The organism is Salipiger bermudensis HTCC2601 (genome assembly GCF_000153725.1).
Lineage (GTDB): Bacteria > Pseudomonadota > Alphaproteobacteria > Rhodobacterales > Rhodobacteraceae > Salipiger > Salipiger bermudensis.
In genome coordinates this window covers 304,510-323,805 of record NZ_DS022276.1, presented here as the reverse complement: position 1 = coordinate 323,805, position 19,296 = coordinate 304,510, and the positions used below count along the sequence as shown (strand labels likewise).

Sequence of the window (19,296 nt, the reverse complement as noted above, 5' to 3'; positions counted from 1 at the left end):
TTTTTGCTGCTTTTGCCTCGTCAGTCGATCGACCGGATGAGGTAGCTGCCGCTGCCCCGGCGGACCAACTTGTAGTCTTCTTGCCTGGGCTCACCATAGCTCGCAGTTTCCATTTTTGCGAGCGCCAAGCGCAGATTGTCGCGGATTGCGTCACTTTCGCCATTGTCGAGCGCGTAGGCCCGGCGGAACACCTCGGAGGCCTCGGCGGTCTCTCCGCGCTCCATCAACACGACGCCAAGGTTGTTCCAGGCCTCGGCCCAGTCCGGCTCCTCCTCGACGGCCTGCCGCAGCAGGGTTTCCGACTGGTTGAGGCGGCCGAGTCCGAGATTGGCGGTGCCGAGCGAGGTCAGCACCTCTCCGGTCAGGCCATGGGTGGCGGCGGCGCGGGTGAAGGCCTCGAGCGCGAGCTCGTACTGCCCCGCCTCCATCAGCCGGTGACCGACGATCAGCCCATCCACCGCCTCGCCCCCCGGATCGAGGGCGGGGGCGTAGATCTGGTCCTCGGGAATGACACGGCCGCCCGAAGAACAGGCGGCCAGCATCAGAAATGTCAGGCAGGCGATCAGGCCTTGGCGCATGGCGACCCCGTTGCGCGGTCTTAGAAGCCGAGGCTCCCGAGCTTGGTGATGTTCACGACCGACGGCCCGACCAGAATGATCAGAAGCGGCGGCACGGTGAGCATCATAGTCGTCAGCGTCATCTTTGTCGGCAGCTTGTTCGCCTTTTCCTCGGCACGCATGACTCTTTTGTCACGCATCTCGCTGGCATAGATGCGCAGCGCGTCGGCGATCGAGGTGCCGAAGGTCGAAGCCTGGTTCAGGACGGTGACGAACGACGACACATCGGCCACGCCGCAGCGCTCGCCCATGTCGTTGAGCACCGAGGCCTTGTCCTTGCCGGCCTTCATCTCGTGACTGATGATCTCGAACTCGTCCGCAAGCGCCGCGTAGGAGGCCCGGATCTCCTTGGAGACACGCACGATCGACTGGTCAAGCGACTGGCCGGCCTCGACGCAGACCAGCATCATGTCGAGCGCATCGGGGAAGCCCTCCTCGATCTGCTTCTTGCGCTCCTCGACACGCTTGGTGATCCAGTATTTCGGGGCGAGATAGCCGAGCGCGCCGGGCAGGATGATGTACATCAGCTTCTGCTGCATCGTGCTTTCGGGGCCATCGATGAACATCAGGTAATAGGTCAGGCCCGCCACCAGCAGGCCGAGCCCCAGCACCATCTGCGCAAGGTAGTAGAGCCGCACCGCGTCGCGGGTGCGGTAGCCCGCCTGCAGCAGCTTCATGCGCACCTCGCCAAGCTCCTCGGCGCTCTTGGGCTCGAGATACTGGGCGTATTTGTTCAGCTTGGCGTTCTTGCGCTTGTCGCGCAGGATCGCCTTGGTCTCGGCATCGACCCGGTCGCGACCGGACTTGGCGAGCTTGTCCATCGGGTCGGGCTTGCCGGCCAGCATCAGCGGGATGGCCGCGACGATCAGCAGGAAGGCGAGGCCGGCGACCACCATCAGCGGGCCCGCCGGACCAAGCATGTCGGTGATCATGGTGTTGAGCGTTTCGATCATTTTGACAGCCCTCTCAGACCTTGATGTTCACGAGCATGCGCATGACCATCAGGTTCAGCGCCAGGAACACCGCGACGATGAAGCAGGCCGGGACGAACCACGGGTGGTCGAGAACCTCATCGTAGTAATGCGGATCGGTAAGCTGGATCACCAGCAGCACGCCCACCGGGAAGCCCGACAGGAACTTGCCCGACCATTGCGCCTCGGCGGTGATCGCCTTGACCCGGCGGAACAGCCGGAAGCGGGCGCGGATGACCTTGGCGAGGCCCTCTAGGATCTCGGCGAGGTTGCCGCCCGATTGCTGCTGGATCGACACCGCCACGGCGAGGAAGCGCAGATCCTGCATGTCGAGGCGCTCGGCCATGTGCTTGAGGCTCTCACCGATGTCGCGGCCATAGGTGCTCTCATCGGCGATCACGCCGAACTCGGTGGCGAGCGGGTCCTTGATCTCCTTCGAGACCACCGCGATGGCCGAGCTGAACGGGTGCCCGACGCGCAGCGAGCGCACCATCAACTCCACCGCGTCGGGAAGCTGCTCCTCGATCAGCGCGAGGCGTTTCTTGGCCTTGCCGTTGACCCACATGAACACGCCGCCCACGCCCATGCCGATGGCGATCATCACCCGCACGCCAAGCCCGGCCTCGGTGCCGGCGGTCAGACCGAAGAAGGCAAAGACGCTGACGCCAGCCATCATCAGGATAAGCTGGTTCGGGGTGAAGGCCAGCGCGGCCTTCTGGGCGCGATCCGCAAGCAGCGAATAGAGCGGCAGGCCGCGGCTCTTCATGTGCTGGTCCATCTCCTTGCGGAGCTTGGCGAGCACCTCCTCGCGGTTGCTGTGCTTGTCGAGCATCTCGAGCCGGCGGTTGACCTTGCTGTTGAGGCTGATCGACTTTCCGAAGGCCACGAGATAGACGCCTTCGACCAGCACGAGCACGCCGACGAAGATCAGGCCATAGATGATCAGTTCTGCCGAAAACATGACTGGTTACTCCGGACGGAAAGGTTCGTAGATCGACGGCGGGACATCGTAGCCCCACATCTTGAAGCGCTCCGAGAAGTGGCTGCGCACGCCGGTCGCGGTAAAGTGGCCGATGATCTTGTTGTCGGGGGTCAGGCCCACGCGCTGGTAGCGGAAGATCTCCTGCATCGAGATCACGTCGCCCTCCATGCCGGTGATCTCGGTGATCGAGGTCATCCGGCGCGAGCCGTCCTGCAGGCGCGAGGCCTGCACGATGAGGTTCACCGCCGAGGAGATCTGGCTGCGCATCGCCTTGAGCGGCATCTCCACACCGGACATCGCGATCATGTTCTCCATCCGCGAGATGCCGTCGCGCGGGTTGTTGGCGTGGATCGTGGTCATCGAGCCGTCATGGCCGGTGTTCATGGCCTGCAGCATGTCGATGACTTCCTCGCCGCGGGTCTCGCCGACGATGATGCGGTCGGGGCGCATCCGCAGCGCGTTCTTGAGACAGTCGCGCGGGGTCACCGCGCCCTTGCCCTCGACGTTGGGCGGGCGGCTTTCCATGCGGCCCACGTGGCTCTGCTGAAGCTGGAGTTCCGCGGTGTCCTCGATGGTCAGAATGCGCTCGCTGTCGTCGATGAAGGAGGACAACGCGTTGAGCGTGGTGGTCTTGCCCGAGCCGGTTCCGCCCGAGACGATGACGTTGAGGCGGGTGGCGACGGCGGCCTGCAGGTAGACCGCCATCTCCTCGGTGAAGGCGCCGAACTGGATCAGGTCGTCGATCGACAGCTTGTCCTTCTTGAACTTCCGGATCGAGACCAGCGAGCCATCCACCGCGATCGGCGGCACCATGGCGTTGAAACGCGAGCCGTCGGCAAGGCGGGCGTCGACATAGGGGTTCGACTCGTCGACCCGGCGACCCACCGCCGAGACGATCTTGTCGATGATCCGCATCAGGTGACGTTCGTCCTTGAAGACGACGTCCGACACCTGCAGCTTGCCGTTGCGCTCGACGAAGATCTGGTGCGGACCGTTCACGAGGATGTCCGAAACGGTCTCGTCCTGCAGCAGCGACTCGAGCGGGCCGAGGCCCTTGACCTCGTCGTAGAGCTCCTGGTTGAGGGTCTGCCGGTCCTCGCGGTTGAGCACGATGCCCTTGTCCTGCAGGGTCTCGGCGACGATGGCGCTGATTTCCTCGCGAAGCTCCTTTTCGCTGGCCTGGTCGATGGCCGCGAGGTTCAAATTGTCGAGCAGCACCCGGTGCATCTCGAGCTTGATGTCGCCCATGCGCTCCTTGCGCTTCTTCTCGCGGTCCTGCGGAGTGACCTCGGCGGGCTTGGCGCGCGGCTTGCGTGGCGGCGTCGCAGGGGGCGCAGGCGCCTTGGCCCGGGGTTGCTGCGGGGCAGGGGCCTTTGCTGCGGCGGCGGGCGCCTCGGCCACGGCGACGGCGGGCGCCGCGCTTTTGGCCGACGGTTTCTTGTAGCGTGAGAACATCCTTCAGACCCCCTCTCAGGCTGCTTCGGCGTCGGATTGACCGATGCTGTGCAGCTCGACCGCCAGCTTCGCGATTTCCTTGCGCAACGGGTTCTTCTGGGCGTGCTGCGCCAGCGGCAGCCCGTGATCGTTGGCCTGGCCGACAAGGCGGCCGCCATCGGAAAGCTGCACGTTGATGCGGATGCCGAGGCTCTCGGCCATGCGCCGCACCCGGCTCTTGCCCTGCAGGTCGGTGAATTTTGGCGCCCGGTTGAGCGTGAAGCGCAGCTTGTCGAAGGGCAACTCCTCGGCCTGCATGGCGCGCTTCAGGCGCAGCGTGTTCTGGGCCGAGCGCATGTCGAGCTCGAGCAGGGCGAAATAGACCTGCGCCTCGGTCAGCACGGTGTCGGTCCACTGCACCAGCGTGGTCGGCATGTCGACCACGACGTAATCGAAATGCTCGCGCGCCACGTCGAGAACCTGCTTCACATCTTCGGGGCCGATCAGGTCGAGCGGGACGAGGTCGGCGGGCGAGGTCAGGACCTGGAGCTTGTCCTCGAAGCTCACCAGCGCCTGAGCGAAGCTCTCGCCATCCATCGATTCCACGTCGCCCAGCATCTCGAGCACCGCCTCGCGGCGGGGCAGGTCGAGATAGGTGGCGACGGAGCCGAACTGCAGGCTGAAATCGAGCAGGCAGACGCGTGGGGCGCGCCCCTTGCTGATATTGGCGAGCTCCCAGGCGAGATTGACCGCGAAATTGGTGGCACCGCAGCCGCCACACATGCCTTGCACCGCAATCAGCACCCCGTCGCCATCGCCCGACAGCTTGACCGGCGGTTCGGCGGCGTCGGCCACCACCGAGGCGCGGCGCATCCGGTCGACCGCGGCGGCCAGCTCGCCCTCGGGCAGCGGGTAGGGGACGAACTCGTCCGCGCCCCGGCGCAGCAGCTGGTGCAGCGCCGCCGGGGTGACGTCTTCGGCGATCAGGACCACCTTGATGTCACGCGCCTTCGCGGCGCCGATGACCTCCGATATCAGGCCGAGATCCTCCTCGTCCTCCTCGTCGATCGCCATGGCGACGAATTCAAGATCCTGCGAGTCCGGCTGTCCGAGAAAGGCCAGCGCCTCGCCGAAGCCGAGATCGCCCCAGCCTTCGCCGAGCAGCGCTTCCATATCCTCGATGAGCAGATCGAAATTTTGCACGTTCCGGCTGATCGTGCAGGCGACGATCGGGCTCGGGTCACTTTGTACAGCGGTCATACTCGTCATTTGCCTGTCATCCTTTGCCTTCTTGGAGACACCCGGCGAGGCAGGGAAGACAGCGCACACACCTGTTCCCGTCGCCGGGATGCGGCTCCGACTCGGTCGGCGCAGCTGTCCCGCTGACGGTAAATTCACTCAGAATGTGGGCGACATTTGGGCCGAAAAACCGAAATTGTACGGTAATGCTGGACGATCAGTCGTCGTTCGGGACGATTAGCTGTCGGTCGAGAGCTCGGCGCCGGTGATGCCGGTGAGGCCGCTGGCCGGCTCGGCACTGCGGATGTACTCGCGGTAGATCACCTCGGCATACTTGCCGTCGAGCACCGTCGGATGCGAGCCGACGAAGCCCGAAACCTCGGTCACCGTTCGCCGGTTCCGGCGCTCGCGTTCGCTGGTGACGATCAGCGGCTGGGTTTCGCCGTAGGAGACCACCGCCTCGAGACGCTCGCGAGAGATGCCCTGCGCGGCAAGGTAGGAGACCACCGCCTGCGCGCGGGCCATGCCGAGGCGCTTGTTGTAGGCGGGCGAGCCGACGAGATCGGTATGGCCGTAGACGCGGAAGCGCACTTCGGGGAACTGGCGGATCCAGTTGGCCTGCTCCCGCAGGGTGGCGCGGGCGCCATTGTCGAGCTGTGCGCTGTTGAAGGCGAAGGTGACCATGGTCGGCACCTCCTCGGCGAAGCGCTCGCCAAGGTCGATCACGTAGCGGCGATCGCCGTTCTGGATCTGGGTGTTGTTCATCGTGGCGTTGCCGAAGCTGCCATTGTCGACCACGCGGCCGGCTTCCTGGCCCCACTGGCTCGAGGCGCCGCAGGCGGCGAGGAGGGAGAGTCCGAGGCCCGCGAGGCCGATCCTGATCATCTTGCTGCGCCCGGTCATCTCACCAGTCCTCATCTCAGTCCATCACATAGCCGTAGGAGCCGGTGAAATCCTGCTTCGCGACTTCTGCCGCGCCGCCGGATTGCGGCCGCCGGGTGTCGGAGGCGGTCCGGCCGTAGAGGAACAGGTCCTTCTCGGTGGGCGGGCGCACGCGGTCGGTGGGCAGAGCCAGCACCTCGCCCCGGGTCGGGGTCACGAGATGCGGGGTGACGATGATCACCAGCTCGGACTGCTCGCGCTCGTATTCGGCGCTACGGAACAGCGCCCCGAGAACCGGGATGTCGCCGAGCCACGGCACCTGGCCGTTGAGGTCCCGGAAATCGTCCTGCAGCAGGCCGGCGATGGCAAAGCTTTCGCCGTCGCGCATCTCGACCGTGGTCGAGGTCTCGCGGCGCCGGAAGGCATCGATGGTGATCTCGCCGGTGGTGATGCCGTTCGACGAGTCGATGGACGACACCGCCGCCTCGAGCTCGAGGTTGATCAGGTCGCCATCGACGACGCGCGGCACGAAGTTCAGCTCGACGCCGAAGGGCTTGTAGCTGACGATCGTGGTGCCATCGTCCTGCGACACCGGAACCGGATATTCGCCGCCGGCGAGGAAGCGTGCTTCCTGTCCCGACAGGGCGGTCAGGTTCGGCTCGGCGAGGGTGCGCGAAATGCCTTTCGATTCAAGCGCTTCCAGCAGGATGCCAACCTGAAGTGCGCCACTGTTGAAGCCCAGGAGAAAGGCCCCTTCGGCGTCGTCATTCACGTTGATGCTGGTGTTGCCCGACTGGCCGATCAGGGTGCCGGTCTCGCTCGCGAGCGTGGTTTCATCGTTGCCGAACAGGGTGCCGGTCACCGACAGCGACGAGCGCAGGTTCTTGGCGACCGAGCGCTGCATCTCGGCGAAGCGCACCTTCAGCATCACCTGCTGCACGCCGCCCACGGTCATCAGGTTCGAGACCCGCTCGGGGGCATAGCGCTCGGCAAGATCGAGCGCGCGCTGCAGCTTCTGGGCGCTCGAGATCGTACCCGATAGCACGATGCCGTCATTGGCGGTGCGCACCTCGATGGGCTCGTTGGGAAGGATCTGGCGCAGGCGTTCCTTGAACTCGGTGACGTCCGCGGCGACCCGCACGTCGACATTGGTGATCAGCCGGCCGTTGGCGTCGAGAATGGTCAGCGTGGTAGTGCCGGGGGTCTTGCCCAGCACATAGATCGTGCGGTCGGACAGCGAGGAAATGTCGGCGATGGCGGGGTTCGCGATGGAGAGTTCGGCGAAGGGCCGGTCGCTTTCGACCACCACGGCGCGATTCATCGGAACGCTGAGCACGCTTTCGGTGCCGGTCCGCACAACGCGCAGACTGTCGGCCCAGCTTGAGTGGGCGACCGGACTCGCGGCCAGGGTCAGCCCGAGCAGGGCCGCCTTGAGGGTCTTCTCGAATGTCATGTGACCTGCCTTTCGATCACGCCTCGGGTGCGGGTCTTTTCTGCCCACTTTGCGGGCGACTGTGCGACAGTTTGGGTTTCTTTGCAAGAATCAATGGTTTCAGGCGCGTCGCTGATGTGGGGTGCGGGCAACAGCGCCTTGTCTTTGGGCGTGGAACGCAAGCGGGGGCGCCCTCTGGCGCCCCCGGTTCAAGCGGTTGAAAAAGCTCAGTTCGTGCAGGGGATCGGGATCTCGACAACTTCCGATCCGCGGCGCACCCGGGTGGTGCAGACCTGAATGGATTTCTTCTCGACCTGCTGCTCGCGCTTCGTGAGCCCGAGAAGGGCGCGCTGGTCGACCTCGATCGCGTCGGCGACGGTCTCGTCGTTCGCGGCCATCAGCGACAGCGACAGCCGACCGGTGCTTTGCGCCTGTGCAAGGCCGGCAACCTGTTGCGGCGTGATGGCGACTGTGACGGTGCGTGCGATGGTCGTCGGGTTCGCGGTTTCCGATTCCGCGGTCTGGTCGACGGCGATCAGACGGATCCCGGTCTCGATCAGCTTGGTCACATCGCCCTGCGGCAGGTTGGGGTCGTTGCCCGGAACGCGGCCGGTCCAGTAGACGTCGACCCGGTCGCCCGGGCGCAGGAAGCCGGAGACGCCGGTCGCCACGTCGACCTTGATGGCAAAGGCGCGCTCGCCGCGCTCAAGCCGCGAGGTCAGGCCGGCATCGCCGCCCGGTTCGCTGACGCGCCCGTCGAGGACGGCGTCGAACTTGTCCATCGCGTTGACCACGACGCGCGGCGCGTCGCCCTCCACGAAGAGCGGCCGCTTCTCGGTGAAGATGCCCTCGGGCATGATCTCCATCGGCCAGGGGGCCAGCTTGACCGCGTCGGGGGTCAGGATCTCGCCGCGGGCGATAGGCCGGGTCATGACATAGATGCGTCCGGTCGGAACCGCTTCGACAGCCTTCTGGCGCTCTTCCTGAAGCGCGTTCTGATACGCGCCGAACTGCTTCTGGGCGAGGTGCACGGCGAAGCCTGCAAGGGCAAGGCCTGCCAGAAGTACAAGTCCGAATACCAGTCGCATACGTGTTACCTCTCGGGTTGTCGCCTGTGCTCGGTCCGCTCGTGGACCGGGGGCGATCTCTGATCCTGCTCCCGACACATACCGGGGGAATGTGGCCAATTCTTGCCGTCCTCGCAGCGCTTTGCGGGCGTCGACGGGGAGGGGGGCAAGGAGGGGCGCAAAAAAGACGAAAGCCGCTTCGGGGCGAAGCGGCTGGAATGCTAGGGCTGTCCGCGCGGGATCAGTCCGGAAAGAGCCGCGTCTGTTCCTGGGCGACGGCGTTGCCCGCCGCGGCTTCGAGGTTCGCGCTGTTGTCGCGGATCTGGTAGAACGAGATCGCCGCCATCGCCACGACCGACGCAGTGAGAACGACCCAGTCGACGGTAATTGCGCCGGTTTCGTCGCTCAGAAAACCCTTGAGCTGTTGGATCATCTGGACCTTCCGCAGGGAAAAACTCGTCAAAGCAGGAAATCGGGGTGGATCCGCCCACCGGCCGTCAGACCGACCGGTGGGCGAGAAATCCGGATCTTCCGACGTGATTAGAACAGGTTGCCCTGCTCGGACGCGATCGCGTTGCCCGCGGCGCTGATCATGTTGTCGGAGTTGTCCTTGATGGTGGTGTAAGCGCCGATCGCCATTGCAACCACGGCCGCAGTCAGCACGACCCAGTCAACCGTCACGGCACCGTCTTCGTCTGCGCGGAAGTTTTTGATGAAGTTCAGCATGTCTCTCTCCAAAGTATAATGTACTGGTCTCAGGTTACTTACTCACCGCGCCGGTGCCTCGGGGTTTCTCTCACGGCCCCGTCCGTTGCGGTATGAGGGTATATAGCCCCCGGAATCGGGCACGAATTTGGCGCAATTGGTTTGTTTTCAGGAGGGAGATGGAAACAATCTGGCAAGTTCATCTTAATGAAATCAAAAGGAAATACGTGGTCGGCGAGTTCCCGTTTTGCGGGAGCCGCGGGGCAGGCCGGCGAAAAAGGCACGGCCCGGCGCCGAATCCCGGCGCCCGTCTTGGTCGGTGGCCCGCGGCATGAGACACTGCCACAAAAGCGCAGAGACCAGAGGCAGGTCCGACAATGTTTCGCATGATGACAGCCACCGTTCTCGTGGCCCTGATGAGCGCAGGTGCGGTTCCGGCAGAGCAGCCGGCGCCGTTTCCGGAATTCTCCGCCAAGCGGGTCACGCCGCCGAAGGCCGGCGCCAAGCGCCGCATCACCGTTCAGATCGCGCCCGCCCCGATGAAGCCCAAGCCGCTGCCGGCCCCGGAGGCGGCCGTGGTGGCGTCGTCGGGGCGCGCCGGCGGGTCAGGCTCCTATGGCTGGTTCTGGGATGCGGTCTCGCCGGCACTGGCCGATAGTGGCCCGGGGCGGCTCGAACCCACGCTGATCAAGCTGTCGACCCCGCCGCAGGGATACGGCGTGGCCGCGCCGCGCCTTCAGGATCTGCAGAGCATGGCGTCGTCCTGGGGTGTCGAGCTTCTCAAGGCGACCGTGGGGACCCGTGTGTCGCCGGCACTGGCGCTGGCGGTGATGGCGGTGGAATCCTCCGGTCGGGCGGATGCGGTGAGCGGGGCCGGCGCGCAGGGGCTGATGCAGCTCATGCCGGCGACCGCGGCGCGCTTCGGGGTCGCGGATTCCCTCAACCCGGCGCAGAACATACAGGGCGGCGTGGCCTTCCTCGATTTCCTGATGGAGACTTTCGACGGCGACCCGATCATGGTGCTGGCGGGCTACAATGCCGGCGAGAACTCGATCCCGAGGCACGAGGGGGTGCCCCCCTATGCCGAGACCCGTGACTACGTGCCCAAGGTGCTGGCAGCGTTTAGCGTGGCGCGCGGTCTGTGCCTGACGCCCCCTGAACTGCTCTCGGATGGCTGCGTCTTCCGGGTCTCCGCCAACTGACGCGGCACAAGATTTTTCGTACGAAAAATCTTTGGCGGCCCCCAGCTTTCCAAAGCGGTCTTCAGCCCCTCAGCACGGCGCCGGGGTTCATGATGCCGTTGGGGTCGAGCGCCGCCTTGATCGCCCGCATCGCGGCGAGTTTCGCGGGATCGCCGTAGCGCTCCAGATCGTCGACCTTGAGCCTCCCGATTCCGTGCTCGGCGCTGACCGAGCCGCCCATCTCATGCACCAGATCATGCACCGTCCGCTTGATCTCCTCGCGCTGATGGACGTGCTGCTCCTTGCTGCGCCCGGGCAGGGGGAAGACGTTGTAATGCAGGTTGCCGTCGCCGAGATGTCCGAAGCAGTTGATCCGGAAGGCGCCCACCTCGGCCAGCCGCGGCGCGCTGCGCTCGATGAACTCCGGAACCAGCCCGAGCGGCAGCGAGATGTCATGCGACGAGATTGCGCCGATCGCCTTGTTGCCCTCGGGGATGCGCTCCCGGATGGCCCAGAACTCGGCGCGCTGCTGCTCGGACTGGGCCACCAGCCCGTCGCTGACCAGCCCGGCCTCCAGCGCGGTGCCGAAGAGCGTCTCGAGCGCGGCCTCGGGGTCGAGCCCGCGCGACAGGCCAAGCTCCACCAGCACGCACCACTCCGGCGGCTGGGGCCAGGGCTGGCGCACGTCGGGCAGTTTCTCGGTCAGGAAGTCCAGCCCCTGCCGCGAGATCAGTTCGAAGGCGCTGATGCCCTCGCCAAGCTGGTCGCGGGCGATGGCCAGCAGGTCGAGCGCCGCGGCGGGGCTCTCGACGGTGAAGAGCGCGGTGCCGGTAACGGCGGGCACCGGCGAGAGCTTGAGGGCAGCAGCGGTGATCAGCCCCAAGGTGCCCTCGGCGCCCATCAGCAGGTGACGCAGGTCGTAGCCGGTGTTGTCCTTGCGCAGCCGCTTGAGCCCGTGCCAGATCGTGCCGTCGGGCAGCACTGCCTCGAGCCCCAGCACCTGCTCGCGGGCATTGCCGTAGCGCAGCACGTTCACCCCGCCGGCGTTGGTCGAGAGCAGGCCCCCGATGCGCGCGGTGCCCTCCGAGGCCAGCGACAGGGCGAAAAGCCGGTTCTCCGCCAGCGCCGCCGCCTGAACGTCGGCCAGCACCGCGCCGGCCTCCGCGATCAGCACGTTCTCCCGAGGGTAAAGCGCCCGCACGGCAGCCATGCGCTCCATCGAGACGAGCAGCGGCGCGGCACCGTCCTGCGCCACCTGGCCACCCACCAGCCCGGTGCCGCCGCCATAGGGTACCACGCCCACGCGCGCTGCGTTGCAGGCGCGCACGATGGTGGCCGCCTCCTCGGTGCTGCGCGGCAGGGCGACCCAGCGCGAGCTGCCTTGCCAGCGGCCGCGCGGCTCCTCGAGATAGCGCGGCTCGGCGCGGTGCAGGGTGTTTTCGGGCAGGCGGGCTGCGAGGGTCTCGGCGAAGGTATCGTCGGCGGGTATAAGCGGCATGGGAGGGTCCTTTCGGCGCCGACTGTGCCGATTTTCCGCGCGAAGCCAAGGGGCGGACCGGTCGGGCGCCGGGCAAATCTTTCGCAGAAAGATTTGGGCCCCATGGTCAGGGGGCGCGCCGCTACTCCCGCAAGGGCATCGGTTGCAGCACCACCACGGTCGGGCGTGAGGGCAGGTCGCGCAGGCTCACGACCATCTCCGGGCCCGTGCGGCGGTCGATCATGAAGCGGTCCGAGACCCCCTCGATGAAGGCATTGAGCGAATAGCCCGAGAACCAGTGCATCGGGATAATGATCGAGCTCTTCACCCGGTCGACCACGTCGATCATCGTGTCGAGCGCCATGGTGTAGCCGCCATCCACCGGCACCATCAGCACGTCGAGCCGCCCGAGGGCCGCATATTGCGCATCGTTGGGCTCGTGATGCAGGTGGCCGAGATGACCGATGCAGAGGCCCTCGACCTCGAAGACGAAGATCGAGTTGCCGCGCTCCTCGGTGCCGCCCATGGCCGAGCGGATGTCGGTCGAGACGTTGCGCACCAGCATCTCGCCAAGGTCGAGGTGATGCTCGATGCCCTCGCCGAACGGGCCCCAGCCGGGCAGCACATGCGGGATCGCGGGGTCGGGGGTCGACGTCCAGTGCGAGGAATGCGCGTGGTTCATCGTGACGATGTCGGGCACCAGATCGGTGTTGCCGATGAAGCCAGTGTAATCGGTGACCGCCTCGAGCCCGCCGCGGGTCTGGATCAGGAAGCTGGCATGTGACAGGTAGCGGATGCGCACCGAGTATTCCGGTACAGGGTCGGTCCAGGCCGCCTTGTGAAGGTATTGCAGCCCCGGCGCGGCGTCGGCAATGGCGATGCAATGCGAAGGCTGGCGGGCCTGCTGGGCCTGCAGGGCCGGGGCGGTGGCGAAAAGGGCAAGTCCGAGGGCGAGCGCATGGCGCAGCATGGGCGGGTCTCCTTGATGCGTGAGACCAGCCTAGCAGGGAACGCCGCCCTTCCATCTGACATTTCCGTTGGGTCAGCCTGCACCAGCGGTCTGACGCAGGATCGCCCAAAGCGCGGGCAGGACGGGCGCGGTCAGCCCACCTGCGTCTTGCCGCGCCGGTCGCCGCGCAGCGCGGCGTAGAGCACATGGGTGCGCCAGCGCCCGTTGATCTGAAGGTAGCTCTGCGCCACGCCCTCGTACTTGAAGCCCGAGCGCTCCAGAAGCCCGCGCGAGGCGACGTTCTCGGGCAGGCAGGCCGCCTCGATGCGGCTCAGGTCGAGCCGCTCGAACGCGTGGTGCACCAGCGCCGCGATGGTCTCGCGCATGTAGCCATGGCGGGCGAAGGGCTGACCGGTCCAGTAGCCCAACACCCCCGATTGCGCCGGCCCGCGGCGGATGTTGTCGAGGGTGATGGCGCCCAGCAGCTGCTCGTCCTCACGGCGAAACAGGAACAATGGCACCGCGGTGCCCGCGGCGATCGAGCGGTTGGCCCAATAGACCCGGTTGGTGAAGGCCCGACGGGTGAGGTGATCCTGCGCCCAGGACGGCTCCCAGGGCGTCAGGTAGGCCTGGCTCTCGACGCGCAGCGAGACCCAGGCGTTGAAGTCGCCGTGCTGCGGCGGCCGCAGCACCAGACGCTCGGTGTCGAGCCGGAACCTGCGCCGCCGCCCGAGCATCAGGCGGCTCGACGTGCCTGCAGCGCGGCGAGGTCGGGCGCCTTGCCGACCGGGCCGTAGAGCGCCAGCGCCGCCGGCGCAGAGGCTGCCATCTGCTCGGCGAAGAGGCGCACGTCGCCCGTGGTGACGTTGTCGATCTTGGCGACCGTGTCCTCGATCGGCGGCACCTTGCCCCAGATCTGCACCATGCGCGCCATGCGCTCGGCGCGCGACGACGAGCTTTCCAGCCCCATGAGAAGCCCGGCCTTCATCTGGGCGCGGGCGCGGGCGATCTCTTCCGGGGACATGTCCTCGGCGGCGCGCTTCATCTCGTCGATGGTGAGATGGGCGAGATCGGCAAGCTCGTCGCCGCTGGTGCCGGCGTAGACCGTCATCAGCCCGGTATCCTCGTAGGCGCCGCTCTGGGCGAAGATCGTGTAGCACAGGCCGCGCTTCTCGCGGATCTCCTGGAACAGCCGCGAAGACATGCCGCCGCCAAGCGCGATGGAATAGATCTGCGAGGTGTAGAAACCGGGATCACGATAGCCGGGACCCTCGAAGGCGAGCGCGAAATGCGCCTGCTCGAGCTGCTTCTCGCGGCGGATCTCGCCACCGGTGAAGCGCGCGGTCTCGGGGCCTGCGGCCTTGCGCGAGCCCATGTCGCCGAACAGCGCCTCGGCCTGGCTGACCAGCGCCTCGTGATCGACCGAGCCCGCGGCCGAGATGATCAGCTGCTCGGGGCCGTAATGCTCGTCGACGAAGGTCTCGAGATCGCCCTTGCCGAAGCCGCGCACGTTGGCCTCTTCGCCGAGGATGGTGCGGCCCAGCGGCTGCTTCTGGTAGGCGCGCTCCTGCAGCCAGTCGAAGATCACGTCGTCGGGCGTGTCGAGCGCCTGGCCGATCTCCTGCAGGATGACATGGCGCTCGGTCTCGATCTCGCGCTCGTCGAAGACCGGGTTGCGCAGGATGTCGGCGATCACGTCGAGCGCCAGCTTGGTGTCGTTCTCGAGCACGCGGGCATAGTAGGCCGTGACCTCGCGCGAGGTGTAGGCGTTGATATAGCCGCCCACATCCTCGATCGCTTCGGCGATCTGCAGCGCCGAGCGGGTCTTGGTGCCCTTGAAGGCCATGTGCTCGAGGAAATGCGCCACGCCGTTCTGCTCGATGCGCTCGTTGCGGCCACCGGCGGTGACCCAGACGCCGATCGAGGCGGATTGCAGCCCGTCCATGCGTTCGCTGACGATGCGCAGGCCGTTCTTCAGGGTGGTCAGTTCGACAGTCACTTGTTGATACGCTCCCGGATCAGGGTTTCGAGGGCGGAAAGATCGTTTTCCACGCGGGTGACGCGCTCGGGCCGGTCGAAGAGATCGGCCATCCGCTCGGGCAGGGGCGGACGAAGGCCGCTGGCCTGCTCGACGGCGTCGGGGAATTTCGCCGGGTGGGCGGTGGCCAGCGTGACCATCGGCGTCGCCGGGTCGCGGTGCTCGTCGGCCACCTTCACGCCGATGGCGGAGTGCGGGCAGAGCAGCTCGCCCATGCTGTCATGCGCCTTCCGGATCGTCGCCAGCGTCTCGTCCTCGGAGGCGCGGCCGCTTTCGAAATGCTCGCGCAGGCCCTGCAGCGCGCCCTGGCTGACATGGAAGCCGCCGCCGGATTTCAGCTCGTCCATCAGTTGCGCCACGGCGCTGCCGTCGCGGCCATAGGCATCGAACAGCGCGCGCTCGAAGTTCGAGCTGACCTGGATGTCCATCGAGGGCGAGATCGACGGAAAGACCTCGGAGGTCTTGTAGTCGCCCGAGGACAGGCAGCGGTGCAGGATGTCGTTCTGGTTGGTGGCGACCACCAGCCGGTCGATCGGCAGGCCCATGCGCTTGGCGATGTAGCCGGCGAAAATATCGCCGAAATTGCCGGTGGGGACGGTGAAGCTCACCTTGCGGTCGGGCGCGCCGAGCGAGACGGCGGCAGAGAAGTAGTAGACCACCTGCGCCAGCACCCGCGCCCAGTTGATCGAGTTCACGCCCGCCAGCCGCACCTCGTCGCGGAAGGCGAAATCGTTGAACATGTCCTTGAGCTTAGCCTGGCAGTCGTCGAAATGTCCGTCGAGCGCGAGGGCGTGCACATTGGCCTCGGTCGGCGTGGTCATCTGGCGGCGCTGCACCTCCGAGACGCGGCCATGCGGGAACAGGATGAACACGTCGACCGCGTCGAGCCCCTTGAACGCCTCGATGGCGGCCGAGCCGGTATCGCCCGAGGTGGCGCCCACGATGGTGACACGCTCGCCGCGGCGGGTCAGCGCCTCCTCGAAGAGCTGCCCGATGAGCTGCATCGCGAAGTCCTTGAAGGCCAGCGTCGGCCCGTGGAACAGCTCGAGGAGGAAATGCCCTGGCGCCAGCTGCACCATCGGCGCACGGGCGTTGTGGCCGAAGCCCGCGTAGGCCTTGGAGATCAGGTCGCCGAAGGTCTCGTCGGTGAAGCCGTCGCCGACGAAGGGCCGCATGACGCGAAAGGCGGTCTCCTCGTAGCTCAGACCATGCAACGCGCGGATGTCATCCGGAGACATGGTCGGGATGGTCTCGGGCACGTAGAGCCCGCCATCGCGGGCGAGGCCCGACAGCATGGCTTCTTCGAAACTCAGCGCGGGCGCCTGTCCGCGGGTCGAGATGTAGCGCATCAGGTCTCTCCGGTCTTTCTCAGCCGCACGATGTAATAGGCGGTCATGAACAGCCACACCACGGCGAGCGAGAACCATGTCAGGGCATATTGCAGGTGATCGTTGGGAATGCCGCTGGTGTCCACCGGCAGCGGCTCGATTTGCGGGTCGCCGGGCGAAATCTCCCGGGCGATGACGAGAAGCGGCTCGGTCTGCAACGCTTCGGCCATCTGACCGATGTCGCGGGCGAACCAGATATTGCCGGCGACGTCGTTCTCGGGGGTCGAGGAATTGCGGTCGTCGGGCCAGTGCAGGTTGCCCCGCACCTCGGCCGAGCCCGTGGTGCGCGTGGCATCCTTGTTGTCGTCGGTGGTGAAGCCGCGGTCGAGCAGGATCAGCCGGCCCTCGTCGGTGCGGTAGGGCGAGACGATGCGGTAGCCGGCGCCGATCATCTTGCGGCTGACCAGCACGCGGGCCTCTCCCGGCAGGATCTCGCCGCTCAGCGACACCGGCTGGTAGCGCTGCTCGGTGGGCGAGACCATCACCGGCAGCGGCTCGGGATCGGCGGCGATGCGGGCCTCGATATCGGCCAGAACACCCAGTTTCCAGTCCAGCCGCTGCAACTGCCACAGGCCGAGACCGACAAGAATGCCGGCACCGATCAGGCCGAAGAGCAGGGGGGCGAGGTAGCGGGTCACGCGGGCTCCGAAGCGGATTGCAGTGTCGCCTGCTTTATCGTGCCGGGGCAGGGGGGTGCAAGCCGGGATGCCGGGGGCGCTTGCAGCGGCGATCGGCCTGTGCCGCCGCGGTCTCTCGGGAGTGTGAGGTCGCTGCCCGAGTTTCGCCTGAATCGCCCGCTAGGTCGGCGCGATGAGACAGATATTTTTCAGCTTTATCATAGTTCTGGCCGGGGCTTCGGCGATGGCCGAACCTTCGGGCCGGGTGCATGTGGTCGACGGCGATACGCTCGACGTGGGCGGCACGCGGGTGCGGCTGCACGGCATCGACGCGCCCGAGGTCAAGCAGATGTGTGGCGGTGAGGGCGCGCCGATGTGGTCCTGCGGGGCCTGGGTGTCGCAGGAGGTGAGGACGCGCTACGAGGGCCGGCAGGCCCGCTGCGAGACCCTCGACACCGACCGCTACGGCCGTGCGGTGGCGCGCTGCGAGATCGGCGGGCGCGACATCGGGCGCGAGATGGTGCGTGACGGGCTGGCCTTCGCCTACCGCCGCTATTCGATGGCCTACGATCTCGACGAGAAGCGCGCTGCCGTGCGCGAGATTGGACTGCACAGCACCGGCGTGCAGGCGCCGGCGGCGTTCCGGGCCGATGCCCGCAAGGGCCGAGAGGTGGCCAACAGCGCCGGCGCGCCGCAGGGCTGCGCGATCAAGGGCAACATCTCGCGCAAGGGCGAACGGATCTACCACGTTCCGGGACAGGAGCATTACGGCGCCACGCGGATCAGCACCGGAAAGGGCGAGCGCTGGTTCTGCTCCGAGGCCGAGGCCCGCGCCGCCGGCTGGCGCCGCGCCAAGCGCTAGGGAGACGGACGCGGGAAAATCCGGGCGGTTTGATCCGGGTCAAGGCCGGCGCGTCCGCCGTCATGTCAGCCTGTCCTCCCGCGCCGGTCCCACCACGGTCCCGGGCGGGCCGACGACCCGAAGAAGGAGGAGACAGAGCATGTCCCACGTCCCGCACGACCTCGCCCGCGACTTTCCCGACTATGCCGAGCGGATCTCGGAGCTGAAAGCCTCCGACAAGCGCTTTGCGCATCTGGCGGAGCGCTACCACGACATCAATCGCGAGGTGCACCGGGTCGAGACCTCTCTGCAGCCGATGGACACCCTGGCCGAGAACGACCTGCGCAAGCAGCGCGCCCTGCTCAAGGACGAGCTCTATGCGCTGCTGACCCGAGAGACCGCCTGAGCGGTCACTCGAGCAGCGTTTCCACCTGCGAGGTGATCGCCGCCGACATGGGGCGCGTGGTCGCGCCCCAGCCCTCGACGAAACTGCCGTCGGGAGCAATCAGCGCCTTGTTGAAATTCCAGGACGGTGAAAACCCCTGATCCGCCAACCAGCGGTAGAACGGATGCGCCTGTGAGCCTGTCACGTGAGTGATGGTGGTCATCGGCAGGTCGAGGTCGAAATTCAGCTCGCAGAAATCCTTGACCTCGGCCTCGCTGCCGAGTTCCTGCCGAAAGTCGTTCGACGGCACCGCGAGCACGACGAGACCGCGGTCGCGGTAGGTGTCGTAGAGCTCTTGCAGGCCATCGTATTGCGGGGTGAAGCCGCAGCGCGATGCGGTGTTGACCACCAGCACCGGCTGTCCGCGATAGCTCTCGAGGTTGAGATCGCCGCCATCTATGCTGCCAAAGCTGAAGGCCTGCGCGGCCAGCGCGGGCAGGGCGAGGATCAGGGCGGTGAGGGTGGCGAGAACGCGGAACATGCGGGCACTCCTTTGAGCAGGCAAGATAGAGCGGTGCCGGCAAAGTCAACGGGTCTGGTCAGAGGCCCCGGACGGGCCTATCTTTTTTGTCGAAAGAGGAGAGTGCCATGGCCGGAGGCTGGAGCCGCGACGGGGCGGTGAGCGAACAGATCGAGGCGTCGATCTCGGAAGAGCTGGAGCGCATGCGGGCGCGGCGCGCGCCGGTGGGCGAGAGCCTGAGCGAATGTGCCGAGTGCGGCGAGGAGATTCCCGAGAAGCGCCGGCTGGCGCTGCCGGGGGTGAAGCTTTGCATCGATTGCCAGCAGGAGCGCGACGGCGCTCAGCGGGCGCGCGGCGGCATCAACCGGCGCGGCTCGAAGGATTCCCAGCTCAAGTGATCTCGCGGTGGGCGTGACCTGAAGGAGCGGGCGCTGGGCGCCCGCGCAGGTCGTCTCGCACCCGGCCCTGTGGGCCGCGGGCTCGGGTTGGCACGGGTGGCTGTGTTTCGGTGACCATGTCGGTGTGGCGCGCATGGGGCCGCCCGGTTGTCTGCCGAGAGGCGTCTGAGGGG

Annotated in this window: 21 protein-coding genes; 4 read left to right on the top strand and 17 right to left on the bottom strand. The window is 66.5% G+C overall.

The genetic code is table 11. The features are described from left to right. Positions 1 to 20 precede the first annotated feature (20 nt). The 10 genes from R2601_RS01475 to R2601_RS01430 form a co-directional block, all read right to left on the bottom strand. A complete protein-coding gene (locus tag R2601_RS01475; RefSeq protein ID WP_007792452.1) occupies positions 21 to 578 on the bottom strand; it encodes a tetratricopeptide repeat protein in 558 nt (185 codons plus the stop codon). A 20-nt stretch (positions 579 to 598) separates the two neighbouring features. After that, a complete protein-coding gene (locus tag R2601_RS01470; RefSeq protein WP_007792451.1) occupies positions 599 to 1,570 on the bottom strand; it encodes a type II secretion system F family protein in 972 nt (323 codons plus the stop codon). A gap of 13 nt (positions 1,571 to 1,583) precedes the next feature. Then, positions 1,584 to 2,549, bottom strand: coding sequence for a type II secretion system F family protein (locus R2601_RS01465; protein WP_007792449.1), 966 nt, complete (start codon positions 2,547 to 2,549; stop codon positions 1,584 to 1,586). A 6-nt stretch (positions 2,550 to 2,555) separates the two neighbouring features. After that, positions 2,556 to 4,025, bottom strand: coding sequence for a TadA family conjugal transfer-associated ATPase (locus R2601_RS01460; protein WP_007792448.1), 1,470 nt, complete (start codon positions 4,023 to 4,025; stop codon positions 2,556 to 2,558). 15 nt (positions 4,026 to 4,040) lie between these two features. Beyond that, positions 4,041 to 5,273: a CpaE/TadZ family protein gene (locus tag R2601_RS01455; RefSeq protein ID WP_007792447.1), complete on the bottom strand. Its 1,233-nt coding sequence runs from the start codon at positions 5,271 to 5,273 to the stop codon at positions 4,041 to 4,043. A 207-nt stretch (positions 5,274 to 5,480) separates the two neighbouring features. Further along, complete coding sequence (locus R2601_RS01450; RefSeq protein WP_007792445.1) at positions 5,481 to 6,146, bottom strand: OmpA family protein; 666 nt, start codon at positions 6,144 to 6,146, stop codon at positions 5,481 to 5,483. Between the two features lie 16 nt (positions 6,147 to 6,162). Continuing rightward, entirely contained in the window at positions 6,163 to 7,578 is a 1,416-nt protein-coding gene (locus R2601_RS01445) for a type II and III secretion system protein family protein (RefSeq protein ID WP_007792443.1), read from the bottom strand. 206 nt (positions 7,579 to 7,784) lie between these two features. After that, a complete protein-coding gene (gene cpaB / locus R2601_RS01440) occupies positions 7,785 to 8,645 on the bottom strand; it encodes a Flp pilus assembly protein CpaB (RefSeq protein ID WP_007792440.1) in 861 nt (286 codons plus the stop codon). 220 nt (positions 8,646 to 8,865) lie between these two features. Beyond that, the gene (locus R2601_RS01435) at positions 8,866 to 9,057 is read right to left on the bottom strand and encodes a hypothetical protein (RefSeq protein ID WP_007792438.1); all 192 of its coding nucleotides are present in this window, start codon (positions 9,055 to 9,057) and stop codon (positions 8,866 to 8,868) included. Between the two features lie 107 nt (positions 9,058 to 9,164). Next, complete coding sequence (locus R2601_RS01430; protein WP_007792436.1) at positions 9,165 to 9,350, bottom strand: Flp family type IVb pilin; 186 nt, start codon at positions 9,348 to 9,350, stop codon at positions 9,165 to 9,167. A 356-nt stretch (positions 9,351 to 9,706) separates the two neighbouring features. Here R2601_RS01430 and R2601_RS01425 point away from each other — a divergent pair, with 356 nt between their 5' ends. Continuing rightward, positions 9,707 to 10,531 (top strand): lytic transglycosylase domain-containing protein, encoded by an 825-nt coding sequence (locus R2601_RS01425; RefSeq protein WP_007792433.1) that lies wholly within the window; start codon positions 9,707 to 9,709, stop codon positions 10,529 to 10,531. Positions 10,532 to 10,592: 61 nt separating this feature from the next. Here the strand turns inward: R2601_RS01425 and R2601_RS01420 are convergent, their stop codons facing one another. The 6 genes from R2601_RS01420 to R2601_RS01395 all read right to left on the bottom strand — a co-directional run bounded on the left by R2601_RS01420 (position 10,593) and on the right by R2601_RS01395 (position 17,000). Continuing rightward, positions 10,593 to 12,008 carry an FAD-binding oxidoreductase gene (locus R2601_RS01420; protein WP_007792430.1) on the bottom strand — a complete coding sequence of 472 codons (1,416 nt, stop codon included), beginning with the start codon at positions 12,006 to 12,008 and terminating at the stop codon, positions 10,593 to 10,595. A 121-nt stretch (positions 12,009 to 12,129) separates the two neighbouring features. Continuing rightward, positions 12,130 to 12,957, bottom strand: coding sequence for an MBL fold metallo-hydrolase (locus R2601_RS01415; protein ID WP_007792428.1), 828 nt, complete (start codon positions 12,955 to 12,957; stop codon positions 12,130 to 12,132). A 131-nt stretch (positions 12,958 to 13,088) separates the two neighbouring features. Beyond that, entirely contained in the window at positions 13,089 to 13,673 is a 585-nt protein-coding gene (locus R2601_RS01410) for a GNAT family N-acetyltransferase (RefSeq protein ID WP_007792425.1), read from the bottom strand. Further along, positions 13,673 to 14,935, bottom strand: a complete 1,263-nt coding sequence (locus tag R2601_RS01405; RefSeq protein ID WP_007792424.1) for a M16 family metallopeptidase — start codon at positions 14,933 to 14,935, stop codon at positions 13,673 to 13,675. The genes R2601_RS01410 and R2601_RS01405 overlap by 1 nt, the downstream gene beginning before the upstream one ends. Beyond that, a complete protein-coding gene (thrC, locus tag R2601_RS01400; protein ID WP_007792421.1) occupies positions 14,932 to 16,323 on the bottom strand; it encodes a threonine synthase in 1,392 nt (463 codons plus the stop codon). Before thrC ends, R2601_RS01405 begins: the two co-directional genes overlap by 4 nt. Further along, positions 16,323 to 17,000, bottom strand: a complete 678-nt coding sequence (locus tag R2601_RS01395) for an SURF1 family protein (RefSeq protein ID WP_007792420.1) — start codon at positions 16,998 to 17,000, stop codon at positions 16,323 to 16,325. Before R2601_RS01395 ends, thrC begins: the two co-directional genes overlap by 1 nt. 172 nt (positions 17,001 to 17,172) lie before the next feature. Between R2601_RS01395 and R2601_RS01390 the strand changes: the two genes are divergently transcribed. Together R2601_RS01390 and R2601_RS01385 are read left to right on the top strand one after the other, a co-directional pair. Then, entirely contained in the window at positions 17,173 to 17,841 is a 669-nt protein-coding gene (locus R2601_RS01390; RefSeq protein ID WP_040544247.1) for a thermonuclease family protein, read from the top strand. A 139-nt stretch (positions 17,842 to 17,980) separates the two neighbouring features. Next, on the top strand, positions 17,981 to 18,226 hold the full coding sequence (locus tag R2601_RS01385; protein ID WP_007792416.1) for an HP1242/YdcH family protein: 246 nt from the start codon (positions 17,981 to 17,983) through the stop codon (positions 18,224 to 18,226). Between the two features lie 4 nt (positions 18,227 to 18,230). Here the strand turns inward: R2601_RS01385 and R2601_RS01380 are convergent, their stop codons facing one another. Beyond that, entirely contained in the window at positions 18,231 to 18,746 is a 516-nt protein-coding gene (locus R2601_RS01380; protein ID WP_007792413.1) for a glutathione peroxidase, read from the bottom strand. A gap of 107 nt (positions 18,747 to 18,853) precedes the next feature. On the opposite strand from R2601_RS01380, the gene R2601_RS01375 reads away from it, so the two are divergent. Next, positions 18,854 to 19,123: a DksA/TraR family C4-type zinc finger protein gene (locus R2601_RS01375; RefSeq protein WP_007792410.1), complete on the top strand. Its 270-nt coding sequence runs from the start codon at positions 18,854 to 18,856 to the stop codon at positions 19,121 to 19,123. Positions 19,124 to 19,296 lie beyond the last annotated feature (173 nt).